The sequence below is a fragment of the Streptomyces sp. NBC_01352 genome, from assembly GCF_036237295.1.
GTDB lineage: Bacteria > Actinomycetota > Actinomycetes > Streptomycetales > Streptomycetaceae > Streptomyces > Streptomyces plumbiresistens.
In genome coordinates this window covers 993,793-1,015,394 of the sequence record NZ_CP108354.1, presented here as the reverse complement: position 1 = coordinate 1,015,394, position 21,602 = coordinate 993,793, and the positions used below count along the sequence as shown (strand labels likewise).

The following is a 21,602-nucleotide window of genomic DNA, read 5'->3' as shown; positions in this document are numbered from 1 at the left end:
ACCGGCTCGTACCTCCGATCGACACCCCGACCCGGAAGGGATCTCCCATGTCCGTCGACACGCAGCAGGCGTACGCCCGGCTCACCGAGGAGGAGCTGAGGGCGCTCGACGCCCACTGGCGCGCCGCGAACTACCTGGCCGTCGGCCAGATCTATCTGATGGCCAATCCGCTGCTGACCGAGCCGCTGCGCGCGGAGCACGTCAAGCCGCGGCTGCTCGGCCACTGGGGCACCTCCCCGGGCCTCAACCTGGTGCACACGCATCTCAACCGTGTCATCAAGGCCCGTGGACTGGACGCCCTGTGCATCTGGGGCCCGGGACACGGAGGACCCGCCGTGCTGGCCAACTCCTGGCTGGAGGGCTCGTACAGCGAGACCTACCCGGACATCACGCGGGACGCCGACGGCATGGCGCGGCTGTTCCGGCAGTTCTCGTTCCCCGGCGGGGTGCCCAGCCATGTGGCGCCCGAGACGCCCGGTTCCATCCACGAGGGCGGCGAACTCGGTTATGCCCTCTCCCACGCCTACGGTGCCGCCTTCGACAACCCGGACCTGCTGGTCGCCTGCGTGATCGGCGACGGCGAGGCGGAGACCGGGCCGCTGGCCGCCTCCTGGCACTCCGACAAGTTCCTCGACCCGGTCCACGACGGCGCGGTCCTGCCGATCCTGCACCTGAACGGCTACAAGATCGCCAACCCGGCGGTGCTCGCCCGGCTCCCCGAGCCGGAACTCGACGAGCTTCTCAGGGGGTACGGCCACGACCCCATCCATGTCACCGGCGACGACCCGGCCGCCGTCCACCGCGGCATGGCCGAGGCCATGGACACCGCCCTCGACCGGATCGCCGCCCTGCAGCGGGCCGCCCGCGAGGAGGGCGCGACGGAGCGTCCCCACTGGCCGGTCATCGTGCTGCGCACACCGAAGGGCTGGACCGGCCCGGCGCAGGTCGACGGGCTGCCGGTGGAGGGCACCTGGCGCTCCCACCAGGTCCCGCTCTCCGCCGTCCGGGACAACCCCGAGCACCTGCGCCAACTGGAGACGTGGCTGCGCTCCTACCGGCCCGAGGAACTGTTCGACGAGGACGGCCGCCCCCGGCCCGAGGTGCTGGCCTGCGTCCCGGAGGGAGTACGCCGGCTGGGAGCGACTCCGCACGCCAACGGCGGACTGCTGCTGCGCGAGCTGCCCCTGCCGCCCCTGGAGCGGTATGCCGTCGAGGTCGACAAACCGGGCGCCACCCTGCACGAACCGACGCGCGTCCTCGGCGAGTTGCTGCGGGACGTCATGCAGGCCACCGCCGAGCGGCGCGACTTCCGCCTGGTCGGCCCCGACGAGACCGCCTCCAACCGGCTCCAGGCCGTGTACGAGGCCAGCGGCAAGGCCTGGCAGGCGCAGACGCTCCAGGTGGACGAAGACCTCGACCGGCACGGCCGGGTGATGGAGATCCTGTCCGAGCACACCTGCCAGGGCTGGCTGGAGGGCTATCTGCTGACCGGCCGGCACGGGCTGTTCTCCTGCTACGAGGCGTTCGTGCACATCGTCGACTCGATGGTCAACCAGCACATCAAATGGCTGCGCACTACGCGTCGCCTGCCCTGGCGCGCCCCCATCGCCTCCCTCAACTACCTGCTGACCTCCCACGTGTGGCGCCAGGACCACAACGGCTTCTCCCACCAGGACCCCGGCTTCGTCGACCACATCCTCAACAAGAGTCCCGAAGCGGTACGGGTCTATCTGCCGCCGGACGCCAACACCCTGCTGTCCGTGGCCGACCACGCCCTGCGCAGCCGCGACTACGTCAACGTCATCGTGGCAGGCAAACAGCCCTGCTTCGACTGGCTGTCCATGGAACAGGCCAAGGCCCACTGCGCGCGCGGCGCCGGCATCTGGGACTGGGCCGGCAGCGAGGACGGTTCCCGGGAACCCGACGTGGTGCTCGCCTGCGCGGGCGACGTCCCCACCCAGGAGATCCTGGCGGCCGCACAACTGCTGCGCGCGCATCTGCCCGAGCTGTCCGTGCGCGTGGTGAACGTCGTCGACATCGCCCGCCTGCTGCCGAGCGAGGAACACCCGCACGGCATGAGCGACTTCGAGTACGACGGCCTGTTCACCGGCGACAAGCCCGTCATCTTCGCCTACCACGGCTACCCGTGGCTGATCCACCGGCTGGCCTACCGGCGCACCGGCCACGCGCACCTGCACGTGCGCGGCTACAAGGAGATCGGCACCACGACCACGCCGTTCGACATGGTCGTCCGCAACGACCTGGACCGCTACCGGCTGGTGATGGACGTCATCGACCGTGTCCCGGGCCTCGCGGTACGCGCCGCCGCCGTACGCCAGCGGATGGAGGACACCCGGCTGCGCCACCACACCTGGATCCGCGAACACGGCACCGACCTGCCGGAGGTCGCCGACTGGACCTGGGACGGCTGAACGGCTCCAACAGGCCCCGGGGGCAGGGACGTTCGGCCCCGCCCCCGGGGCCTCGCAGCCCTTCGATCCCGGTCGCCGCAGCGGGACATTGAAGACGCGACGAGAGTCATCGAGACCCCGCGTCACCCCTTGGAGGGATGAGCATCATGGCAGTCCACGACCACTCCCACCGGCACCCTGGATTCCACCTCCCGTCCCTGCGCAGGACGGGCACGGCTCCCGCGGACGCCGACGCGAGGACCGCGGCGGCGACAGCGACCCAGGCGCACGTCCTCGCCGGGCTGCGTCTGCTGACGGGGTTCGTCTTCCTTTGGGCGTTCCTGGACAAGACGTTCGGCTTCGGTTACGCGACCGGTTCCGGCCGGGGCTGGATCGACGGCGGGTCGCCGACCGAGGGCTTCCTCGGCGGTGTCGCGGTCGGGCCGATGGAGTCCACGTTCCACGACTGGGCCGGGGCCGGCTGGGCCGACTGGCTGTTCATGCTCGGTCTGCTCGGTATCGGCGTCGCCCTGATCGCGGGCATCGGGCTGCGGCTCGCCGCGGTGGCCGGCACCGTGATGATGGCGCTGATGTGGATCGCGGAGTGGCCGCCGGCCAAGCACCTCTCGGACGGTTCGGCGAGCATGTCGACCAACCCGTTCGCCGACTACCACCTCGTCTACGCCGTGGTGCTCATCGCCCTCGCGGCGGCGGGTGCCGGGGCCACCTGGGGACTGGGCCGGGTGTGGGCGCGGCTGCCGTTCGTCAGCCGCAACCGCTGGCTGCTGTGACCCGACCGGTCCCGGACAGGGGCACCGCCGCGACCACGCGGCGGTGCCCCTGTGTGCGTGAGCGCCCGCTCAGGCCGTCACTCACCTGGCCACTCACCGTCGGCCGACAGCGGACTCGTCCGTCGCGGTGAGCAGCACACCGGTGACCAGGTCGGGGCGGATGCGCACCGCGTAGTCCATGCTCCGATGCAGCCAGGGGCGCAGCATCGCCCGGTAGCGAGCCAGCTCGTCCGGATCGGTCACCAGCCGGGCGTACCCGGTGGCGACCACGCTCCAGCCGAGGTGCGTGACGGGGTCGATGTCATCGGCTTCGTAGGCGACGACGACCCCTCGACCGTCGGCCGGGCGGGTGTGCGAGGTGAGAGCCGCGCCCTCGTGGGTGCGGATGACGATGTCGCCGTCGTCCAGCACGTGGTTGACGGGGCGAATCGTCGGCAACGCGTGGCGGGTGAAGACGACCCTGCCCAAGGACACGCTGCCGAGCAGCCGAAGGGCTTCCGAGCCGTCCAGCTCCATGCTGTGACGCGGTTCGGCAGAGGAGGGGTGGGCGTTCCTGTCGGTCATGGCAGTCTTCCGTGCGGATTCGTGGCTCACTGCGTGCTGCCCGCCGATGCCGCCGGCGCGGAGGGACTGCTGCACGGCTCGTCGAGCCGGTGGCTGGCGGGCCGCAATGGCATCTTCGTCCTCGGCCTTCCTCGGCTTCGGCGGTGACCGGCGACTGTCGAACAGCGAGAGGCGCCGGGCGGGTCGACGGACCACGGACAGGGCCCGACACCTCGATGTAACGCCCGGTGATCGCGGACGGCTAGGGCCGTTCGGCCCCCTGTCTCCGTCCGGTGGCCCCCATCGCTGCGAGGAGGCCGAGCCGCCGGGGAACCAGGGCCGACCGGCCCTGGTCTTTCGGCCCATGAGCGAGAAGGATCCAGTGACGAAGGCCGGTTCCCGCCACGAGCGGACACCGGGACGACAGGCAGGGCGAGGAGCATCCGATGGCGGACAGTGAGCGGCCCGGCACCGACAACCCGATTCGGGTCTTCCTGCTGGACGACCACGAGGTGGTACGGCGAGGTGTCCACGACCTGCTCGACGACGAGCCCGACATCACCGTGGTCGGCGAGGCCGGCACGGTCGAACAGGCCCTCGTACGGATTCCCGCCCTGCGTCCCCAGGTGGCGGTGCTCGACGTCCGGCTGCCCGACGGCGACGGGGTGACCGTGTGCCGGGAGCTGCGTTCCCGCATGCCGGAGCTGGCCTGTCTGATGCTGACCTCGTTCGACGACGAGGAGGCCCTGCTGGACTCGATCATGGCCGGGGCGTCCGGGTACGTGCTGAAGCAGATCCAGGGTTCCGACCTGGTCTCGGCGGTCCGTACGGTGGCCGCGGGCCAGTCCCTGCTCGACCCGAGCGCCACCGCCAAGGTGATGGCACGGCTGCGCGGGGAGGACGCCAAGGAGCCGGAGCCGGACGCGCTGCCCGGTCTGACCGAGCGCGAGCGGGAGATCCTCGCCCTGATCGGTGAGGGCCTGACCAACAGGCAGATCGGCCTGCGGCTCTACCTCGCCGAGAAGACCGTCAAGAACCACATCTCCCGTCTGCTGGCCAAACTCGGTGTGGAACGCCGCATCCAGGCCGCGGTGATAGCCACCCAGGCACAGGACCGGCTCAAGAACGAACGGCGCTGAAGCTCCGCGCCGACGAGCGCGCGCCGGGGTGGGCCGGTTTCCGGGAGGCCGTGACGGGCCGCTGCTACACCAAACCGGCTTCTCGACCTCACCGAGTACGTAACGGCTCGGTTCCCGCGGAACCGGCCATCGGCGCGACCGAGGCTCCGGGCTTCCGGCCCGTTCGGCGCCGTTCACTCCTGTGGACCATTAACGTGGCGGGTGGACGGAACACGGATGGGATCTGGAGGGCCACGGGTGGAAAGCTCGGAGGAGTCTCACGCGGCTCGGATACGACTGCCGCAGCTGAGGCTGGACGAGCTGCTGGAGGAGCTGCAGGCCCGCCTCGACGCGGCCCGTGGTACCCGCGACCACGTGCACAGCCTGCTGGAGGCGGTGCTCTCGGTCGGCCGCGAGCTGGATCTCGAGCAGGCGCTGTACAGCATCGTGCAGGCCGCTGCGGTACTGGTGGACGCCGAGTATGCCGCACTGGGGGTCATCGGGCCGGACGGCAAGCGTTTGTCGGAATTCCTCACGGTCGGGGTCACCGAAGAACAGATCACCCAGATCGGCAACTATCCGGAGGGACACGGCATCCTGGGGGAGCTGATCCGGAATCCGGAGTCCCTGCGGCTGACGAAGCTCTCGGAGCATTCCGCCTCGTACGGCTTCCCGCCCCATCACCCGCCGATGAACACCTTCCTGGGTGTCCCGATCCGGGTCCGGGACCAGGTCTTCGGCAACCTGTACCTGACCGAGAAGCGGGGAGGGCTGCAGTTCGACGAGGACGACGAGTCGGTGCTCTCCACGCTGGCCGTGGCGGCCGGCGTCGCGATCGACAACGCCCGCCTGTACGAGGAGTCCCGGCTCCGCGAGCGCTGGCTGCGGGCCAGCGCCGAGATCACCCACAGCCTGATGTCCGGCAGCGAGCGTGGTGACGTACTGGCGCTGATCGCCGAGCGCGCCAGGGAGATCACCGGGGCGGCCCTGGCGGTGGTCGCCGTGCCCATGGAGAACACCGACGCGCTCACGGTGGAACTGGCCATCGGGCAGGAGGCGGAGGCACACCGCGGACTGGTTCTGCCCGTGGACGGCAGCCTGATCGGTGAGGCGTTCACGCATGGGGTGGCTGTCGCCAGCCCGGACGTCTCCGACGACGAACGGATCACGGCCGGTCCGCCGCGCTTCAGCGGTCTGGGCCCGGCGGTGGCCGTCCCGATCGGCTCCGGTGACGGTGTACGCGGTGTCGTCCTGCTGGTCCGAGAAGCGGGCGGCACGGTTTTCTCCGAGCAGGAGACCGAACCGCTGAAGGCCTTCGCCGCCCAGGCCGCGGTCGCGATGGAACTGGCGGAGCACCGCCGGGACGCCGAACAGATCGCCGTACTCCAGGATCGCGACCGGATCGCCCGAGACCTGCACGACCTGGCGATCCAGCGGCTGTTCGCCACCGGCATGACGCTGCAGAGTGCCGGCCGCTTCATCGAGCACACGGAGGCCTCCGAGCGCGTCCTGCGGGCGGTGGACGATCTCGACGAGACCATCAAGATCATCAGGTCGACGATCTTCGGGCTGCGGGAGCGGGAGGGAGCATCCGGCCCCGGTCTGCGGGCCCGGGCGGTACGCGTGGCCGGTGAGGCGGCGCTCGTACTGGGTTTCGCGCCCAGCGTGCGCATCGAGGGGCTCCTGGACACTCACGTGTCGAAGGAGATCGCCGACCAAGTGGTGGCTGTCCTTTCCGAGGCCCTCACGAACATTGCCCGGCACGCCCGTGCGAGCCGCGCCGACGTGGTGCTGGAAACCGACGGACGCGAAGTGCGGGTCACGGTCTCCGACAACGGCGTGGGCATTCCGGCCGACGGCCGCCGCAGCGGCCTGCGCAACATGGCGGAGCGGGCCGAGCAGCTGAGCGGAGCGCTGGAGCTGAGCAGCCCGGCAGGCGGAGGCACCACACTGGTGTGGCGCGTGCCGGTGCAGGAGTCGTAGGAGCGCGACGGAATGGATCGTCCTCGTCAGCTGGACGCTTTCCCTGCTCGGCGGTCTGCTCGTGGATCAGGCGACGGCGCGGTCACGGTGGCTGACAGGGCCGATCGGGTGGTGCGGCGGGCCGGTCGGCTCATGCGCCGCGCGTGGTGTCGGAGTTGGATGACAGCGAGGGAAGCGGTGTCGATCCGAAGGGGGCGAGGGCAGTGGGTACGAGACTCACGGCGGAGGTCGGGGGGCGGTTCGCGGTCCTGCTGGTCGTGGCCACCGGCGTGACGTTCGCCCTCGCGGCGGCGTTCGACGCGATGGCTCTTCGGTTCCTGCGGCGACGCCTTCGCAGGGCGCCGACGCCCATACGAGCGTCCCGGCCGGAGGCAGCAGCCGGCCCGATCGGCACCCACGAACGGAACCTGCTCGGCGCGAGGTAGCCCGCCATGAGCGGGGAGACCGTGTGGTTCGGGGGCCGCAGGGCCCAGGGGCGCGGGCGCACCTTGACGAGCGGGTGAGGGCCACGAGCGGAAGGCGTCCCAGCTGCTCGACACCTTGCCTCATGACGCGATGGCCACCATCCCGGTGAACGGGTACGCCGCACCATGGTTGAAGGACCGGCCCGCGAGGTACTCCGGAACGGTTCGGCCGCCACGGACCTCCCGGCCGTCGAGGCCCTGGACCGGGCCGAGCACTACGGTCTGCGACCGGGCCATGTGCCCGGCGCTGTCGCACGCGTGCTGTGGGATGTCGGGGCCGCGGTGTTCCACACCTTCCTCGACACCCGTGACGACTGCCTGCGGTGGGCCTGAGTGCGGGGGCGGGCCGTAGCGGTGGTTTCACCCTCGTCGTCGGCGTGGACCGCGCCGACGGCCCGGACACGGGGAGAGACTGCTGCGGCACGGTGCCGACGTCGTCGTAGGAGACCTCGCAGAACTGCTCGCGTGAGGAGCGCCGAAGTGACGGACCGGATTTGGGAGTACGAGGGCTACGATCCCGCTCAGGAGCGTCTGCGCGAGTCGCTGTGCACGCTGGGCAACGGCTACTTCGCCACCCGCGGGGCGCTGCCCGAGTGCGTCGCGGACGACGTGCACTACCCGGGCACCTATGCGGCCGGCTGCTACAACAGGCTCACCTCCGAGGTGGCAGGCCGCGAGGTCGAGAACGAGGACATGGTCAACCTGCCGAACTGGCTGCCGCTGCGCTTCCGTGTCGAAGGGCAGCAGTGGCTCACCCCCGACACGGCAGAGGTGCTGGAGCACAGGCAGGTCCTGCACCTGGCCTCGGGGCTGCTGGAGCGCCGGACGCGTTACGGGCTCGGTGAGGGACGCGCCCTGTCCGTCCGCCAGGAGCGGCTCGTGCACATGGCGGAACCCCACCTGGCCGTTCTGCGCACCGAGTTCACCGCCGACGGATTCTCCGGCGACCTCGACGTCGAGTCCGCCCTGGACGGGAGGGTCACCAACTCCGGCGTGCCGCGCTACCGCGAGCTGGACGGGCGTCATCTGACTCATGTGTACACCGGTACCGCCGCTCCGGACGCGGTCTGGCTGCGCTGCCGTACCCGCACCTCCGACATCCGGATCGGTATGGCGTCCCGGCTGACCGCCGACGCGCCGGTCACGGCACAGCACGAGCTGACGCGGGCTGTCCAGCGGGTGTGCCTGCGCCTGGCTCCCGGCCGGACCGCCACCGTCGACAAGACCGTCGCCCTGCACACTTCCCGCGACCTGGCGATCAGCGATCCGCTGCACGCCGCGATCGAACGGGTGGGCCGCGCGCCCGGCTTCGACAAGCTGCTGGAGTCGCACCTGACGGCCTGGGACCAGCTGTGGCGGCGGGCCGAGCTGGACGTGCCGGGCGAGGCGGGCAGCAGCCTGCGGCTGCACCTGTTCCATGTCCTGCAGACGCTCTCCCCGCACACCGCCGATCTCGACGTGGGTGTGCCTGCCCGGGGGCTGCACGGTGAGGCCTACCGTGGGCACGTGTTCTGGGACGAACTGTTCGTTCTGCCCTACCTGAACCTGCACTTCCCCGAGGTCTCCCGCGCCCTGCTGCAATACCGCCACCGACGCCTGGAGCGCGCCCGCTCCGCCGCCCGCGACCTCGGCCGACGCGGAGCCCGGTATCCCTGGCAGAGCGGCAGCGACGGTCGTGAGGAGTCCCAGCAGCTGCACCTCAACCCGCGCTCCGGGCGTTGGCTTCCCGATCACTCCCGGTTGCAGTACCACGTCGGCTCGGCGATCGCGTACAACGTGTGGGAGTACTGCGAGGCCAGCGGAGACACCGAGTTCCTGCACACCAAGGGTGCCGAGATGCTGCTGCAGATCGCCCGTTTCTGGGCGGACTCGGCGGTGTACGACGAGACACTGGGCCGGCATCGCATCCGCGGGGTCGTCGGTCCCGACGAGTACCACGAGGCCTACCCCTGGGCGGCGGAGCCGGGCCTCGACGACAACGCGTACACCAACGTCACGGCCGCCTGGGTGCTGGCCCGCGCCCTGGAACTCCTCGACACCCTGCCCGAACCGCGCCGTCGGGAACTCGTCGAGCGGACCGGACTCGACGTCGGCGAACTCGAACAGTGGGAGGACGTCTCGCGCACGCTCCACGTGCCCTTCCACGACGGGGTCATCAGCCAGTTCGAGGACTACGGCAAGCTGGAGGAACTGGACTGGGCCGGTTACCGCCGGCGGTACGACGACATCCGGCGGCTCGACCGGATCCTGGAGGCGGAGGGCGACACCGCCAACCGCTACCAGGCGTCCAAGCAGGCCGACGTACTGATGCTCGGCTACCTCTTCTCGCCTGACGAACTCCAGGGCCTGTTCCGTCGGCTGGGGTACCGGCTCGACGAGGACACCTGGCGCCGCACCGTCGACTACTACCTGCACCGCACCAGCCACGGCTCCACCCTCAGCGGACTGGTGCACGGCTGGGTCCTCGCCCGGGCCCGCCGCGCCGATGCCTGGACGTTCTGCCAGGAGGCACTGAGGGGTGACATCGCCGACGTCCAGGACGGCACCACGGGCGAGGGCATCCACCTCGGTGCCATGGCCGGCACCCTGGACCTGGTCCAGCGCGGCCTGACCGGCCTGGAGCCCAGGGGCGGCGCTCTGTGGCTGGACCCGGTGCCCCTCCCCGAGCTCTCCTCCTACGGCTTCGAGCTCCGCTACCAGGGCCACTGGGGCGTGCGCCTGCGTCTGGAGCGCGGGTGGCTGGAGATCGCCGTACCGTCGTCCGGCCGCTCCCCGATCGACGTCCACCTTCCCGATCGCTCGGTCGGCGTGCAGCCGGGGGAGATCTGCCGGCTGGAGCTCCCCGACTGAGGTCGCGGTCGGTTCGGCGAGCGCGGCGAGTTCGGGGGGGCGTCCCTACGACGGTGGTTCCGCCTGCGTCTGGGCAGCCTGCAGATCGGCGAGCAGTTCGGCCTGCCCGGCGAGCACCCCGGACAGGATGGTGCGGGCGACCCCGAGCAGCTCGGCGATGTGCGGGCTGGTCAGCGAGTAGTACACGGTGGAGCCCTCCTTGCGGGTCACCACCAGGTTCGCCCTGCGCAGCACCGCGAGCTGCTGTGACAGGTGCGCCGGCTCGATCCCGACCTCGGGCAGCATCTCCGCCACCGCGTGCTCGCGCTCGCTCAGCAGCTCAAGGACCCGGATGCGCGCCGGGTGGCCGAGTGTCTTGAAGAACTCGGCCTTCAGTTGGTACAGCGGCGTGCTCATCGTGCCGTCCCCTCCCCGGCGGAGCAGCACGGCCCTATGGGCCGGTCCTCGGCGCCTCGCATCCACCCACTCGTCACACACATGCGGCTCATCCTCGCGTGCGACGGCGGCCATGCCGAAATCTCGCACGAGAACCGCGCCGCCCGAATCCCACGGTGGTGACATGAAGGCCGCTGGGCGCGGTTCCGCGCCGACCGCCCAGACGACTGCCGCCAAGGCGGATGTCCCCGCCGGCGGGCCCTGCCCGCGTCGTGTCAAGCCGGCCACCCTGTCGTCCGCCACTCGTGGCGGCCCTCCGGTGGCTCGCCGTGCCGCGTGCTGTGTGCCGCGAGTGCGTCGGCCAGGTCGGCGTGCACGGGGATGATCCGGCACTCCCCGTTGGGCACGAGGGAGCCGTCTGCGGGGATCGCGGCCAGTTCCAGGCCGCGGCCCGCCTCGGCGAGACGGTTCGCGGCCTCGATGATCGCCAACTGCCCCTCGGCCGACCAGCCGCGCAGCCCGCTCAGGTCGACGATGACCGGGCCGGTGCCGCGTCCCACCACCCAGCCGACGGCACCGGTGAAGCGGCGGACGGCCTCCGGGCCCAGGTGTCCGGAGACGGACAGGATGCCGAGGTCCTGCTCGACGGTGTAGCGCCACTCGATGGTCATGATCGTCAACTTCCTTGCGCGGTCGGCCTGTTCGGTCAGAAGGGCAGGGTGATCCAGATGCTCTTCCCCCTGCCGTCGGCGTCCTTGCGGACCACCGCGGTGCCGCCCAGGCCGAGGGTGAGCTCCATGACGGTGGCAAGACCGCCCGCCCTCGTTCGGGTGGCCGGTGCGTACAGCGCGGGCTGGTGGGGGTGACGGTCGTGGACGGCGAAAGCCAGGCAGTCCGGGCCGGCCGCGTAGATGACGGTCATCTGCGGGGAGAGCGCCGCGGCGTGCCGGACGCTGTTGGTGACCAGCTCGCTGAGGATCAGCAGGGCCGGGCCGACGGTGGGATGGCGCGGGTTCACGCCCCACTCGGCCAGCACCTGTTCGGCGGTCTCCCGGGCCATGCGGACCGCGGACGGCATCGCGGGCAGGGTGAGCACATGCCGGTGGGGCAGTGCTTCGAGCCGGGCGTTCATCACGCCTCCGCGGGGGTGAGAGGGAGTGCGGTCACGGTGTTGTGACGTGGGCGCGGCAGGGGGCACTCGAAGTCCCCCGTCTGCCGACCGGGCCGTACGACGGTCAGGTCCCGCCGCGTGGACACCGGCCGCCCCGGTGCGCGGCCTTCCGACGGCAACTCCTCGGCGCCAAAGACCTCGGCCTTGCGCAGGGGAAGGGGCGGAGTGCTCATCCGGCGGTTTCCTCTGTTTCCCTGCTGACGGGCCGGGACGTCTGGGCGGGAACAGTCGGCATGACACCGACGCACTCCAGGTAGGTGTGTGCGCCCCGGATCGCCTCCGGCGTGGTGGCGTACTCACGCCCCTCCCGGCGCAGCAGCTCCAACGCGCCCACGGATTCCAGCGCCTGGCGCTGGCCGGGGCGGATCCCGGAGGTCATGACCACGGTGCCGCGCCGATTGAGCTTTTCCACCACGTCCTTGAGGACCAGGGCGCCGGTGGCGTCGATGGTCGTCACCCGGGACATGCGCAGGATGACGACCCGCACGTCGGCGACCTCGGCCAGCTCCAGGAGGAAGCGGTGGGCGGCGGCGAAGAACAGCGGCCCGTCGATGCGGTAGGCGACGATGTGCTCGGCCAGCAGCGCGTGTTCCTCGGCGCTGTGGTCGCCCCGGTCCAGCGGCACCTGGTCCAGGCGGGCCTGCTGGGCGACCGCGCGCAGCGCCAGGGTGCCCGCGACCACCAGGCCGATGATCACGGCGTAGACGAGGTCGAGGGCGAGCGTGGCCACGGCGGTCAGCACGAGGATCAACGCGTCGGAGCGGGTGGCCCTCGCCATCGCCCGGAGCGAGCTGACCTCGACCATGCGGATCGCGGTGGCCAGCAGCACGCCCGCCAGCGCCGCCAGCGGGATCCTGGAGACGAGGGGTGCGGCCGCGAAGACGATCACTGCGAGGACCGCTGCGTGGGTCAGGGCCGCCAGCCGGGACCCCGCCCCGGTACGGACGTTGACCGCGGTCCTGGCGATCGCGCCGGTCGCCGGTACGCCGCCGAACAGCGGCGCGGCGATATTGGCCAGACCCTGACCGAACAGTTCACGGTCCGGGTCGTGCTTCTGGCCGACCGTCATGCCGTCGGCGACCGAGGCCGACAGCAGCGACTCCAGGGCTGCCAGCGCCGCGACCGCGACTGCCGGGGCGAGCAGCGAGCCGAGCGCGCCCGGGTCGAGGAAGGCGAGTGAGGGGGCGGGCAGGCCGGACGGCAGGTCGCCGATCGGCTGCGCCGCGTCCAGGCCGCCTGCCTGTGCCACGAGGGTGGCCGTGATCACCGCGAGGATGGAGAAGGGGATCGTGGGCCGCCGCCGGGCGCCGATCAGCATGACGGCGGCGACCGCCAGGGCGAAGGCGACGGAGGTCCAGTTCGGGTGGGTCGCGAACTCCTCCAGGGCGCGCCAGGTCACCACGAGGACGCGGTCGCCCTCGGGCTTGGGCACCCCGAGGGCGTTGGGGATCTGCTGCAGCCCGATGACGCAGGCGATGCCGAGCGTGAAGCCCTCCACGACGGGCGCGGGCACGTACTGCATGTACTTCCCGGCCTTCAGCAGAGCGAGTGCGACGAGCATGACGCCCGCCATCAGCCCCACGGTCAGCACCCCGGACGCCCCGTGCTCGGCGACGATCGGTACCAGCACGACCGTCATGGCGCCGGTCGGCCCGGACACCTGCAGATTCGACCCGCCGAACACGGCGGCGACCACGCCCGCGATCACCGCGGTCGCCAACCCCGCCGCCGCGCCGAGCCCGGAGGAGACACCGAAGCCGAGTGCGAGCGGCAGTGCGACGATCGCCACGGTGAGGCCGGCCAGCAGGTCCCGGCGTGGGTCACGGCGCATCTCCGCCAGATCCGTGCGGCCGGGCAGCAGTGCGGTGAGCCGGGCCACGGCCCGGCCGGACGGGCTCCTCATCGCGCGGCGACCTCGGTGTCCCGCAGCTCGGCCAGCAGCTCGTTCCGCCCGGCCAGCATCTCGGTCAGAATCCTGCGCGCGGCCCCCATCAGGTCGGCGACGTCCCCGCCGGCGAGCGCGTACACCACGGCCGAGCCCTCGCGCTTGGATGTGACGATGCCCGAGCGGCGCAGGACCGCCAGCTGTTGCGACAGGTTGGAGGGTTCCACCTCGATCGCGGCCAGCAGCTCCCGTACCGGTCTCGGCCCGTCCTGCAGCAGCTCCAGCACCCGTATCCGTACGGGATGCCCCAGCATCCGGAAGAACTCGGCCTTGGCCTGGTAGAGCGGAACGGACATGACCCTCGGCTTCCCGGACAACGCCCCACCCGGGGCCGGCAGGCTGCGCCCACGGCTACCTGCGGACTCAGCCAACACAGCATCCAACCAATTGCGAAATTATGCAATTAAGCATCCTGCTACTGCCGGGCCGCCCGGCGGGCGGGATCAGGCCCTCTTGACCACGCTCGTGTGCATGGTCTCCAGCGCGCTCGCCAGCACATGGGGATCGTGGTGACCCTTGTAGACCGGAGGTGGCTGCTTGGCGAGGTCGAGGAGTCCGGCCACCGCGGTCCAGGCGGTGCGTACGGAGTACTCGACGGTGAAGGCGACGTCGTCGGGCACTTCGGCGAACTGTCCGATGAAGGCGAGGTTCACCGACCCTTCGGGCACGACCTCGGGCCGGTCGTCGCGGCGGCGGACCAGGAACTGGCTGGTGACGTACGGCATCAGGCAGGGCACGACGGTGGAGGTCTCACGGACACGGGCCGCCACCGCCTCGTCGAACCGCAGATGGTGGAGTACTTCGTCGAGGATCTCCCGGCCGGAGCACATCGTCATCGGCTTGGGCGTGTGGTTGCCGGCGCGGCCGGGACGCAGGCTGTAGCCCCACCAGACGGAGACGTCCTCGGGCTGGTCGCGGTAGACGGGCTGGCGCTGGGCGACGATGGTGAGCAGCCAGTTGGAGTCGGTGAAGGTCATCAGGCCGCCCCGGCCGGTCTCGCGGCCACTGAACTCCTCCAGCGCTTTGAGGAAGGCGGGATCCTTCGCCGTGACGGTGAACGATTCCCAGCGGGATTCCTTGACGTGCTTGTCGAACACGGCCGGATCACCGAAGTCGTCGCGCCCTCTGGCCAGTCGGTGCCACAGCAGCCACGCGTCCGAGCGCCTGGGAGCGGGCGCCGGCGCGGCGGTGTGCGAGCCGAGGCTGGAGGCGTCGGTCATGGAACCGTTGGTGACCAGCACGAGGTCCTCGGGTGCCACCTCGATCTGCTCGTCACGGCCGTCGCGGACCAGGTAGAGGCGCTCGACCGTGGTGGACCGGCGTCCCGATGCCAGGCCGAGGTCGGCGACGTGGCATCCAGTGTGGACGGTGACTCCGCGATCGCTGAGCCAGGCGGTCAGGGGCCGCACGACGGAGTCGAACTGGTTGTAGCGGGTGCGGTGCGTGCCCGACAGGGAGGAGAGCTCGGGGAAGAGGTGAACGAACCGCCTGAGGGAGCGGCGGAACTCGATGGCGCTGTGCCAGGGCTGGAAGGCGAACGTGGTGCACCACATGAACCAGAAGGTCGTGGTGAAGAAGTGCTCGCCGAAGGAGTCGGTGATCCGCTTGCCGTCCAGGTGTCCTTCAGGGGTCGCCAGACAACGGGCCAGGTCCAGCCGGTCCCGCTCGGAGAGTCCCCACGAGCGTGTGTCGACGATCTCTCCCTGTCCGTCGACGAGTCGGGCGATGTCGTCCCAGGCGCGGTTCTCGTGTCCGGCCAGGATCTCCTGCGTCACCGACACCGCGGGGTCGTCGAGGGTGGGAATCCCGGACAGCAGGTCGTATGTGCAGCGGTACTCGGCGTCGAACATGTGCCCGCCGCGCATGGTGTAGCCGGCCTCCGGCGTGCCGCCCGCGTCCAGGCTGCCGCCGATCCGCCGCTGCTCCTCGAAGAGGTGGATGTCCGATCCGTCGAAACCGCCGTCGCGGATCAGGAACGTGGCCGCGGCCAGCGCCGCGACACCGCTCCCCACCAGATATGCCTTCGCCATCACACAACTCCTTGTCGTTCCCGGTCGTACGCTCTGGACGCTCAGGCCGAGCGTGGGTCCGCTGCCGCGTCGTTCGCCTCGGCAGGGCGGCCGCCGCGCCACGGCGGTGGGGTCGTCCGGCGACCGTGATCCCGGATGTGGGCGGCCTTGCCCGCCTGGCGGTGCAGCCGGTCCTGGAGTTGGTCGACGACTTCCCGTCCGGTGGCCGCCTCGGCGAGGACGACCACCTCGCGGTCGCCGACGTGCAGAGCGGCCGTCGCCGACCACGGGCGGTCGGCGTGGTGGGTGGCCGCCCTGGTGACCCGTACCTCACCGGTGACGGGAGGCAGTCCCGCCCGGCCGAGGGCGGCGTCGATCTTCGTGCGGGCGTAGACCAGGGTCTCCTCGTCCACCTCGCCGTCGCAGCGCAGTCGCACCGCGGGGGCGGGCTGGGCCTGGGTGTTGTCGCCGGTCATTTCGGACCCCTCTCGCAGGTACAGGAAGTCGGCGTCGTTCAGGCCACAGGTCCGGGCAGCCACAGGTCGGGGCCGAAGACCTCGTAGCGGATGTTCCGTGCCGGAATGCCGGCGGCCAGCAGCTGTCCGCGCACCGCGCGCATGAACGGCAGTGGGCCGCACAGGAACACCATGGCGCCGTCCGGCAGTTCGATCCCGTGGAGGTCCATCAGGCCGACGCGGGCGGCGGGTTCCTCCTCGCCGAGCTGCTCGTACCAGAAGTGGGTGCGGGCGTCCGGCAGTTGCTCCACGAGTTCCCGTGTCTCGGTGCGCAGGGCGTGGTCGGCGGGGGAGTGGTCGGCGTGCAGGACCCGTACGGGACGAGTGGAGCCGACGGTGGCGAGATGGGCCAGCATGCCCGTCATGGGGGTGCAGCCGATGCCCGCCGAGACCAGCACGACCGGGGCCGCGGCGTCGGCCGGGTCGTCGAGGACGACATCGCCGAAGGGGGCGGAGAGCGTCAGCTCGTCTCCGGTCCGGCACTGGCCGTACAGCAGGTTCGAGACCTCGCCGTCCGGCGCGCCGGCATCGCCGCGGACGCGTTTCACGGTGATCCGCCGCACGTTACCGCCGGGGTCCGAGGACAGGCTGTACTGGCGCAACTGGTGGCCCCCGTCGGGCATTTGGGCGCGCGCACTCACGTACTGTCCCGCCCGCGCGGGCGGCACCGGTTCGCCGTCGGCCGGGCGCAGCAGGAACGACACCACATCCCGGGTTTCGGTGCGGCGGTCGACGACCGTCCACCGCCGCCAGATCCGGCCGGGCCCGACGCCCGCGTCCTGGTAGAGGCGGGCCTCCTGGGCGATCAGGGCGCCGGCCATCAGCCAGTACACCTCGTCCCAGGCCGCGGCCACCTCCGGGGTGACCGCGTCGCCGAGGACCTCGGCTATCGCGCCGAAGAGATACTTGTGCACGATCGTGTACTGGTCGTCGGTGACCCCGACGGCGGCGTGCTTGTGCGCGATCCGCGTGAGCAGGGTGTCAGGGCGCGTGTCCGGATCGTCGAGCAGGGCGGTCGCGAAGGCGGCGATCGAGCCGGCCAGGGCGCGGCGCTGGGCGCCGCTGGCCTGGTTTCCGCGGTTGAACATTCCGTCGAGCAGCTCCGGGCGGTCGCGGAACATCGCGCCGTAGAAGCGCGTGGTGATCTCGTCGAGCGCTCCGGCCACCGCGGGCAGGGTGCCACGAACCACGGCGGCGGATTCTGCGGACAGCATGGAGCCTCCCGGACAGGGGGTGGGGTGGGAACGGCGCCGCATCGCGACGGGCGGCGGTTCCCTGTGTAGCAGGCAACGGCCCCTGTTTCGGCGCCGTTTCGTGGCGCTGGGCGAAGAGGGGCCGAACGGCCCCACGGATTCGGGCACATCGGCCCGACTGGCCCGCTCGGGTGAGGGCCCAAGAGGCCCGCACTGTTCGGCCCTCGGCCCTGTACGCCTCCGTCGGACGGGTGCCTACTGCTCGCGGCACCATGTCCGGTACGCGGCCACGGCCGTCGGCAGGGTGGGGAAGATCCGCCCGGTGCCGACGGTCACCACCAGCCCGTAGGCCTCCAGGTCGTCCCGCAGGTCCTGCTTGACCCGGGCGAGGGCGAAGACGACGCCGCGGTCGGTGAGTTCGCGGCGCAGTTCGTCGACCGCGTCCAGGGCGGTGATGTCGACCTCCACGTTGGCCTCGGTGTTGAGGACGAACCAGCGCACGGGATCTTCCTGTTCGTCGACCGCGGCCAGGGCCCGGCGTCGGAAGTTCTCCGCGTTGGCGAAGAACAGGGGGGAGTCGTAGCGGTAGACCAGCAGGCCGGGGATCGTACGGGCCTCGGGGTAGTCGTCGACGTCGTGCATGCCGGCCACGCCGGGCACCAGTCCCTCGACGGCGTCGTGCGGGCGCGCGACCCGGGTCAGCAGCTCCGCCACCGACAGGCCGACGGCGACCAGCACCCCGTACAGGATGTCCAGGACCAGGACCCCGGCCAGGCAGCCGAGTGCCAGCAGGAGTTCCCGGCGGCGGAAGGACGCCAGCTTGCGGAAGCCCGTCAGGTCGATCATGCGGAGGGCGGCGTAGACGACGAGCACGCCCAGCACCGCCGTGGGAGTGCGGGACAGCAGCGGGCTCAGGAACAGCAGGACCGACAGGACTGCCGCCCCGGCGACCAGCGAGTACGCCTGGCTGCGGCCACCCGCCGAGGAGGCCAGCGCGGTACGGCTGGCGCTGCTGCTCACCGGGAAGCCGTGCAGTGCGCCCGCGCCGAGGTTGGCGGCGCCCAGGGCGAGGAACTCCTGATTGGCGTCCAGCGCGTTCGCGTCACGGTCGGCGAAGGCCCGTGCGGTGAGGATGAAGTCCGTGTAGCCGACGAGGAGGACGCCCAGGGCGGGCAGCAGGAGATGCGGCAGGTCGGTCAGGTCAGGCAGGGCGAGTCCGGGCAGGCCCGCCGGGACGTCGCCGATGACCTTGATGCCGTGCCCGTCGTCGAGCCCGAAGACCGCCACAGCAGTCGTACCGAGGACCACGGCCAGCAGCGGGCCGGGCACGGCGCGGACGTACCGGGCGGCGATGAGGAGGAAGGCCAGCACGACGGCGGAGAAGACGACGGTGGCCGGGTGGGCGTTCGGCAGGTTCCGGACGAAGGACCAGAGCTGCGGGAAGAACGCGGAGCCCGTGGTGTCGACGCCGGTGAGCTTGGGCAGCTGGTCGACCATCATGATCAGCGCCACGCCCGTCAGATAGCCGATGAGAACCGGCCGTGACAGCAGATCCGCGACGAAGCCGAGCCGCGCCGCCCACGCCACCACGCACAGCAGGCCGACCACGATCGCGAGCGCGGCCGCCAGTGTGGCGTACCGGGCCGGATCCCCGGCCGCGAGCGGACCGACCACCGTGGCCGTCATCAGCGCGGTCGTCGACTCCGGGCCGACCGACAGCAGGCGGGAGGAGCCGAGCAGGGCGTACAGGGCGAGCGCGGGCAGGATCGCCCACAGCCCGGCGACCGGCGGCAGACCGGCGACGCCCGCGTACGCCATCACCTGGGGCACGAGATAGGCGGCCACCGTCACTCCGGCCAGTACGTCACCCTTCAGCCACGAGCCCCGGTAGCCGAGGAGCGTGGCGAGCCCGGGTGTCAGACGGCGCCACACCGGAACACTGCCGTCCGAGCTCGGGGACATGGTCCTCCTTCTGACGAGGGATCTCAGCATCCACTGGCGAACGGACGCCCGCGAGAGGCCGAACGGTCCGCCACGCCCTGCAGGGCCGGCGGTCGGGAGCACAACAGGCCGTGCGGAAGGGATGGTCCAGTTCCCGTCCTGTCCCTCGCGGTGGTGCGCGGCCGGTCGGCGTCCGTGTCGGCCGGCGGGCCCATGGTGCCACCGCGCCTGCCGCCCGCAGGGCCGATCGGCCCCAGTCGGGGACCTGCGGCCCCTGCACCACGGGCCTCGGCAGCGCGACGCTGGAATCACATCCCCGTTCAGGAGGCAGAACGATGGTCCACAACGTTGTCGCAGGTCTCGATGGCTCGGCCGAGAGCCGGGCCGCAGCCGAATGGGCGGCCCGCGAGGCGAAGCTGCGCGGCCTGCCGCTGAAGCTCGTGCACGTCTGGGAGCCCGTCCCCGAGCCCATGGCCCAGGCACCGCTCCTCGGCGCGGAGACCCAGCAGCACTGGAGCGAGCGGATCCCCCGCGAGGCGGCGGAAGGCCTCAGGCTGCGCCATGCCGGGCTGGACGTGACCGTGGAACAGCTCAGCGGCCGGCCCGGCGACGTACTGACGGGCGCGGCACAGGACGCCGAACTGCTGGTCCTCGGCTCCCGTGGCCTCGGCGGGCTCGGAGGCTTCCTGGTGGGCTCCGTCGGTCAGGCCGTCGTCGCCCACGTCGAAGTGCCCGTGGTCCTGGTTCGCGCCGGGGAGCAGGCCGCGGACGAGCACGCGATGGACCCGGCCGGAATCCCGTCCGCCGCGGCCCCGTTCCGGCCTGTCGTCCTGGGCCTCGACACCGACAGTCCGCACGACACCGTGATCGAGTTCGCCTTCGACGCCGCGGCCCGGCGGGACACGGCCCTGCGGGTCGTCCACGGCTGGAACCTGCCGCCGTACTTCGCCTACGGCCTGCCCGCGGACCTCGAGCTCAACGCCGAGCTGGGCAGGCAGGACACCGCCGTACTGACCGAGATGCTGCGTCCCTGGCGGGAGAAGTTCCCGACGGTCGAGGTCGTCGAGCAGTCCCGTGCCGGCAGCCCGGCCAACCACCTGGTCGACGCTTCCCGTAAGGCTTCCCTGGTCGTCGTGGGCAGGAAGATCCGCCGTAGCCCGATCGGCGCCCACATCGGACCGGTCACGCACGCCGTCCTGCACCACTCCACCGCCCCCGTCGCCGTCGTCGCGCACGGCTGACGCACCATCCCCCCGAGGAGCAGGAACCATGAAGGCAGCGGTCGTACGAGCTCTCGGTGAACCCCTGGTCATCGAGGAGCGCCCCGATCCCGAGCCCGGCCCGGGCCAGGTCCGCGTCCGTGTCGAGGCGTCCGGGTTGTGCCACACCGACATCCATGCCGCCCGCGGCGACTGGCCGGTCAGGCCCAACCCGCCGTTCGTGCCCGGTCACGAGGGCGTCGGCCTGGTCGAGAAGCTCGGTGACGGCGTCACCCACCTGTCCGTCGGGCAGCGGGTCGCCGTGCCGTGGCTGGGCAAGGCCTGCGGGCGGTGCGAGCACTGCCTGTCCGGTTGGGAGACGCTCTGCGAGCAGCAGGTCAACACCGGCTACGGGTGCGACGGCGGGTACGCGGAGAAGATGCTGGCCTGGGCCGACTTCGCGCAGCCCGTGCCCCAGGGCGTCACGGCGTTCGACGCCGCCCCGCTGACCTGCGCCGGCGTCACCACGTACAAGGCGCTGAAGGTGGCCGGTGTCGGGCCCACCCAGCTCGTGGCGATTTCCGGTGTCGGCGGTCTCGGTCATCTGGCGGTGCAGTACGCGAAGATCGCCGGGGCTCGGGTGGTGGCGATCGATGTCACCGACGAGAAGCTCGACCTGGCTGCGGAACTCGGCGCCGACCTCGTCATCGACGCCCGCAAGGACAACGTGGGCGAGGTGCTCCAAAGGTATGGGGGTGCGCACGCGGCGATCGCTCTCGCGGTGAACGAGGATGCCTTCGCGGCGGTCAACTCCGGGCTGCGGCGCGGGGGGAAGCTGGTCATGGTGGCGCTGCCCGCGCACGGCACGGTCCAGGTTCCGATCTTCGACACCGTCCTGAAGGGCACCAGCGTGATCGGTTCGATCGTCGGTACCCGGCAGGACCTCGCCGAGGTCTTCCAGCTGCACGCGGCGGGCCGCACCAGGGTGATCTACGAGACCCGCCCGCTCGCCGCCGTCAACGAGTCCATCAGCGAGGTGCTGAGCGGCCAGGTCAAGGCCCGGATCGTCTTCGACCTCGGTGCGGGAAGGTGAG

The 21,602-nt window shown here is 71.3% G+C and carries 20 protein-coding genes and 1 pseudogene; 10 read left to right on the top strand and 11 right to left on the bottom strand.

The window, feature by feature from the left end; genetic code table 11:
* Nucleotides 1-47: 47 nt before the first annotated feature.
* Nucleotides 48-2,432 (top strand): phosphoketolase family protein, encoded by a 2,385-nt coding sequence (locus OG252_RS04980; RefSeq protein ID WP_266451688.1) that lies wholly within the window; start codon nucleotides 48-50, stop codon nucleotides 2,430-2,432.
* A 146-nt stretch (nucleotides 2,433-2,578) separates the two neighbouring features.
* Complete coding sequence (locus tag OG252_RS04975) at nucleotides 2,579-3,202, top strand: DoxX family membrane protein (RefSeq protein WP_266453160.1); 624 nt, start codon at nucleotides 2,579-2,581, stop codon at nucleotides 3,200-3,202.
* A 93-nt stretch (nucleotides 3,203-3,295) separates the two neighbouring features.
* Here the strand turns inward: OG252_RS04975 and OG252_RS04970 are convergent, their stop codons facing one another.
* Entirely contained in the window at nucleotides 3,296-3,766 is a 471-nt protein-coding gene (locus OG252_RS04970) for a pyridoxamine 5'-phosphate oxidase family protein (protein ID WP_329334012.1), read from the bottom strand.
* Between the two features lie 425 nt (nucleotides 3,767-4,191).
* Between OG252_RS04970 and OG252_RS04965 the strand changes: the two genes are divergently transcribed.
* The 6 genes and pseudogenes from OG252_RS04965 (at nucleotide 4,192) to OG252_RS04940 (ending at nucleotide 10,160) form a co-directional block, all read left to right on the top strand.
* A complete protein-coding gene (locus OG252_RS04965) occupies nucleotides 4,192-4,884 on the top strand; it encodes a response regulator (RefSeq protein WP_266451690.1) in 693 nt (230 codons plus the stop codon).
* Between the two features lie 216 nt (nucleotides 4,885-5,100).
* Nucleotides 5,101-6,846, top strand: a complete 1,746-nt coding sequence (locus tag OG252_RS04960) for a GAF domain-containing protein (RefSeq protein ID WP_443068383.1) — start codon at nucleotides 5,101-5,103, stop codon at nucleotides 6,844-6,846.
* A 203-nt stretch (nucleotides 6,847-7,049) separates the two neighbouring features.
* A complete protein-coding gene (locus OG252_RS04955) occupies nucleotides 7,050-7,271 on the top strand; it encodes a hypothetical protein (RefSeq protein ID WP_329334009.1) in 222 nt (73 codons plus the stop codon).
* Nucleotides 7,272-7,436: 165 nt separating this feature from the next.
* Nucleotides 7,437-7,643 (top strand): hypothetical protein, encoded by a 207-nt coding sequence (locus OG252_RS04950; RefSeq protein WP_266451692.1) that lies wholly within the window; start codon nucleotides 7,437-7,439, stop codon nucleotides 7,641-7,643.
* Between the two features lie 8 nt (nucleotides 7,644-7,651).
* A pseudogene (locus OG252_RS04945) lies at nucleotides 7,652-7,779 on the top strand (hydrolase); the annotation flags it as partial.
* A gap of 11 nt (nucleotides 7,780-7,790) precedes the next feature.
* Complete coding sequence (locus OG252_RS04940) at nucleotides 7,791-10,160, top strand: glycoside hydrolase family 65 protein (protein WP_329334007.1); 2,370 nt, start codon at nucleotides 7,791-7,793, stop codon at nucleotides 10,158-10,160.
* Nucleotides 10,161-10,205: 45 nt separating this feature from the next.
* On the opposite strand, the gene OG252_RS04935 is transcribed toward OG252_RS04940, so the two are convergent.
* The 10 genes from OG252_RS04935 to OG252_RS04890 form a co-directional block, all read right to left on the bottom strand.
* Nucleotides 10,206-10,556: an ArsR/SmtB family transcription factor gene (locus OG252_RS04935; protein WP_307679313.1), complete on the bottom strand. Its 351-nt coding sequence runs from the start codon at nucleotides 10,554-10,556 to the stop codon at nucleotides 10,206-10,208.
* 254 nt (nucleotides 10,557-10,810) lie between these two features.
* Nucleotides 10,811-11,206 (bottom strand): anti-sigma factor antagonist, encoded by a 396-nt coding sequence (locus OG252_RS04930; protein ID WP_266451695.1) that lies wholly within the window; start codon nucleotides 11,204-11,206, stop codon nucleotides 10,811-10,813.
* Nucleotides 11,207-11,241: 35 nt separating this feature from the next.
* On the bottom strand, nucleotides 11,242-11,667 hold the full coding sequence (locus tag OG252_RS04925) for an ATP-binding protein (protein ID WP_329334002.1): 426 nt from the start codon (nucleotides 11,665-11,667) through the stop codon (nucleotides 11,242-11,244).
* On the bottom strand, nucleotides 11,667-11,879 hold the full coding sequence (locus OG252_RS04920; protein ID WP_329334000.1) for a hypothetical protein: 213 nt from the start codon (nucleotides 11,877-11,879) through the stop codon (nucleotides 11,667-11,669). The genes OG252_RS04925 and OG252_RS04920 overlap by 1 nt, the downstream gene beginning before the upstream one ends.
* Nucleotides 11,876-13,609, bottom strand: coding sequence for a SulP family inorganic anion transporter (locus OG252_RS04915; RefSeq protein WP_266451698.1), 1,734 nt, complete (start codon nucleotides 13,607-13,609; stop codon nucleotides 11,876-11,878). Before OG252_RS04915 ends, OG252_RS04920 begins: the two co-directional genes overlap by 4 nt.
* Complete coding sequence (locus tag OG252_RS04910) at nucleotides 13,606-13,947, bottom strand: ArsR/SmtB family transcription factor (RefSeq protein ID WP_266451699.1); 342 nt, start codon at nucleotides 13,945-13,947, stop codon at nucleotides 13,606-13,608. Before OG252_RS04910 ends, OG252_RS04915 begins: the two co-directional genes overlap by 4 nt.
* A gap of 147 nt (nucleotides 13,948-14,094) precedes the next feature.
* Nucleotides 14,095-15,726 (bottom strand): oleate hydratase, encoded by a 1,632-nt coding sequence (locus OG252_RS04905; protein WP_329345076.1) that lies wholly within the window; start codon nucleotides 15,724-15,726, stop codon nucleotides 14,095-14,097.
* Nucleotides 15,723-16,136 (bottom strand): hypothetical protein, encoded by a 414-nt coding sequence (locus OG252_RS04900; protein WP_329333997.1) that lies wholly within the window; start codon nucleotides 16,134-16,136, stop codon nucleotides 15,723-15,725. Before OG252_RS04900 ends, OG252_RS04905 begins: the two co-directional genes overlap by 4 nt.
* A 38-nt stretch (nucleotides 16,137-16,174) precedes the next feature.
* Nucleotides 16,175-17,389, bottom strand: coding sequence for a globin domain-containing protein (locus tag OG252_RS04895; protein ID WP_329333995.1), 1,215 nt, complete (start codon nucleotides 17,387-17,389; stop codon nucleotides 16,175-16,177).
* 234 nt (nucleotides 17,390-17,623) lie between these two features.
* Nucleotides 17,624-19,330, bottom strand: a complete 1,707-nt coding sequence (locus OG252_RS04890; protein ID WP_329333992.1) for a SulP family inorganic anion transporter — start codon at nucleotides 19,328-19,330, stop codon at nucleotides 17,624-17,626.
* Nucleotides 19,331-19,644: 314 nt separating this feature from the next.
* Here OG252_RS04890 and OG252_RS04885 point away from each other — a divergent pair, with 314 nt between their 5' ends.
* Both OG252_RS04885 and OG252_RS04880 read left to right on the top strand, forming a co-directional pair.
* A complete protein-coding gene (locus OG252_RS04885) occupies nucleotides 19,645-20,550 on the top strand; it encodes a universal stress protein (RefSeq protein ID WP_329333990.1) in 906 nt (301 codons plus the stop codon).
* A 28-nt stretch (nucleotides 20,551-20,578) separates the two neighbouring features.
* Entirely contained in the window at nucleotides 20,579-21,601 is a 1,023-nt protein-coding gene (locus tag OG252_RS04880) for a zinc-dependent alcohol dehydrogenase (protein WP_329333988.1), read from the top strand.
* The last annotated feature ends 1 nt before the right edge of the window (nucleotide 21,602 follow it).

What these genes read in the sequence shown, in the direction of transcription:
- OG252_RS04980 (WP_266451688.1), top strand. Translation starts at nt 48, where the DNA reads ATGTCCGTCGACACGCAGCAGGCGTACGCCCGGCTCACCGAGGAGGAG.
- OG252_RS04975 (WP_266453160.1), top strand. Translation starts at nt 2,579, where the DNA reads ATGGCAGTCCACGACCACTCCCACCGGCACCCTGGATTCCACCTCCCG.
- OG252_RS04970 (WP_329334012.1), bottom strand. Translation starts at nt 3,766, where the DNA reads ATGACCGACAGGAACGCCCACCCCTCCTCTGCCGAACCGCGTCACAGC.
- OG252_RS04965 (WP_266451690.1), top strand. Translation starts at nt 4,192, where the DNA reads ATGGCGGACAGTGAGCGGCCCGGCACCGACAACCCGATTCGGGTCTTC.
- OG252_RS04960 (WP_443068383.1), top strand. Translation starts at nt 5,101, where the DNA reads ATGGGATCTGGAGGGCCACGGGTGGAAAGCTCGGAGGAGTCTCACGCG.
- OG252_RS04950 (WP_266451692.1), top strand. Translation starts at nt 7,437, where the DNA reads ATGGTTGAAGGACCGGCCCGCGAGGTACTCCGGAACGGTTCGGCCGCC.
- OG252_RS04935 (WP_307679313.1), bottom strand. Translation starts at nt 10,556, where the DNA reads ATGAGCACGCCGCTGTACCAACTGAAGGCCGAGTTCTTCAAGACACTC.
- OG252_RS04930 (WP_266451695.1), bottom strand. Translation starts at nt 11,206, where the DNA reads ATGACCATCGAGTGGCGCTACACCGTCGAGCAGGACCTCGGCATCCTG.
- OG252_RS04925 (WP_329334002.1), bottom strand. Translation starts at nt 11,667, where the DNA reads ATGAACGCCCGGCTCGAAGCACTGCCCCACCGGCATGTGCTCACCCTG.
- OG252_RS04920 (WP_329334000.1), bottom strand. Translation starts at nt 11,879, where the DNA reads ATGAGCACTCCGCCCCTTCCCCTGCGCAAGGCCGAGGTCTTTGGCGCC.
- OG252_RS04915 (WP_266451698.1), bottom strand. Translation starts at nt 13,609, where the DNA reads ATGAGGAGCCCGTCCGGCCGGGCCGTGGCCCGGCTCACCGCACTGCTG.
- OG252_RS04910 (WP_266451699.1), bottom strand. Translation starts at nt 13,947, where the DNA reads ATGTCCGTTCCGCTCTACCAGGCCAAGGCCGAGTTCTTCCGGATGCTG.
- OG252_RS04900 (WP_329333997.1), bottom strand. Translation starts at nt 16,136, where the DNA reads ATGACCGGCGACAACACCCAGGCCCAGCCCGCCCCCGCGGTGCGACTG.
- OG252_RS04895 (WP_329333995.1), bottom strand. Translation starts at nt 17,389, where the DNA reads ATGCTGTCCGCAGAATCCGCCGCCGTGGTTCGTGGCACCCTGCCCGCG.
- OG252_RS04890 (WP_329333992.1), bottom strand. Translation starts at nt 19,330, where the DNA reads ATGTCCCCGAGCTCGGACGGCAGTGTTCCGGTGTGGCGCCGTCTGACA.
- OG252_RS04885 (WP_329333990.1), top strand. Translation starts at nt 19,645, where the DNA reads ATGGTCCACAACGTTGTCGCAGGTCTCGATGGCTCGGCCGAGAGCCGG.
- OG252_RS04880 (WP_329333988.1), top strand. Translation starts at nt 20,579, where the DNA reads ATGAAGGCAGCGGTCGTACGAGCTCTCGGTGAACCCCTGGTCATCGAG.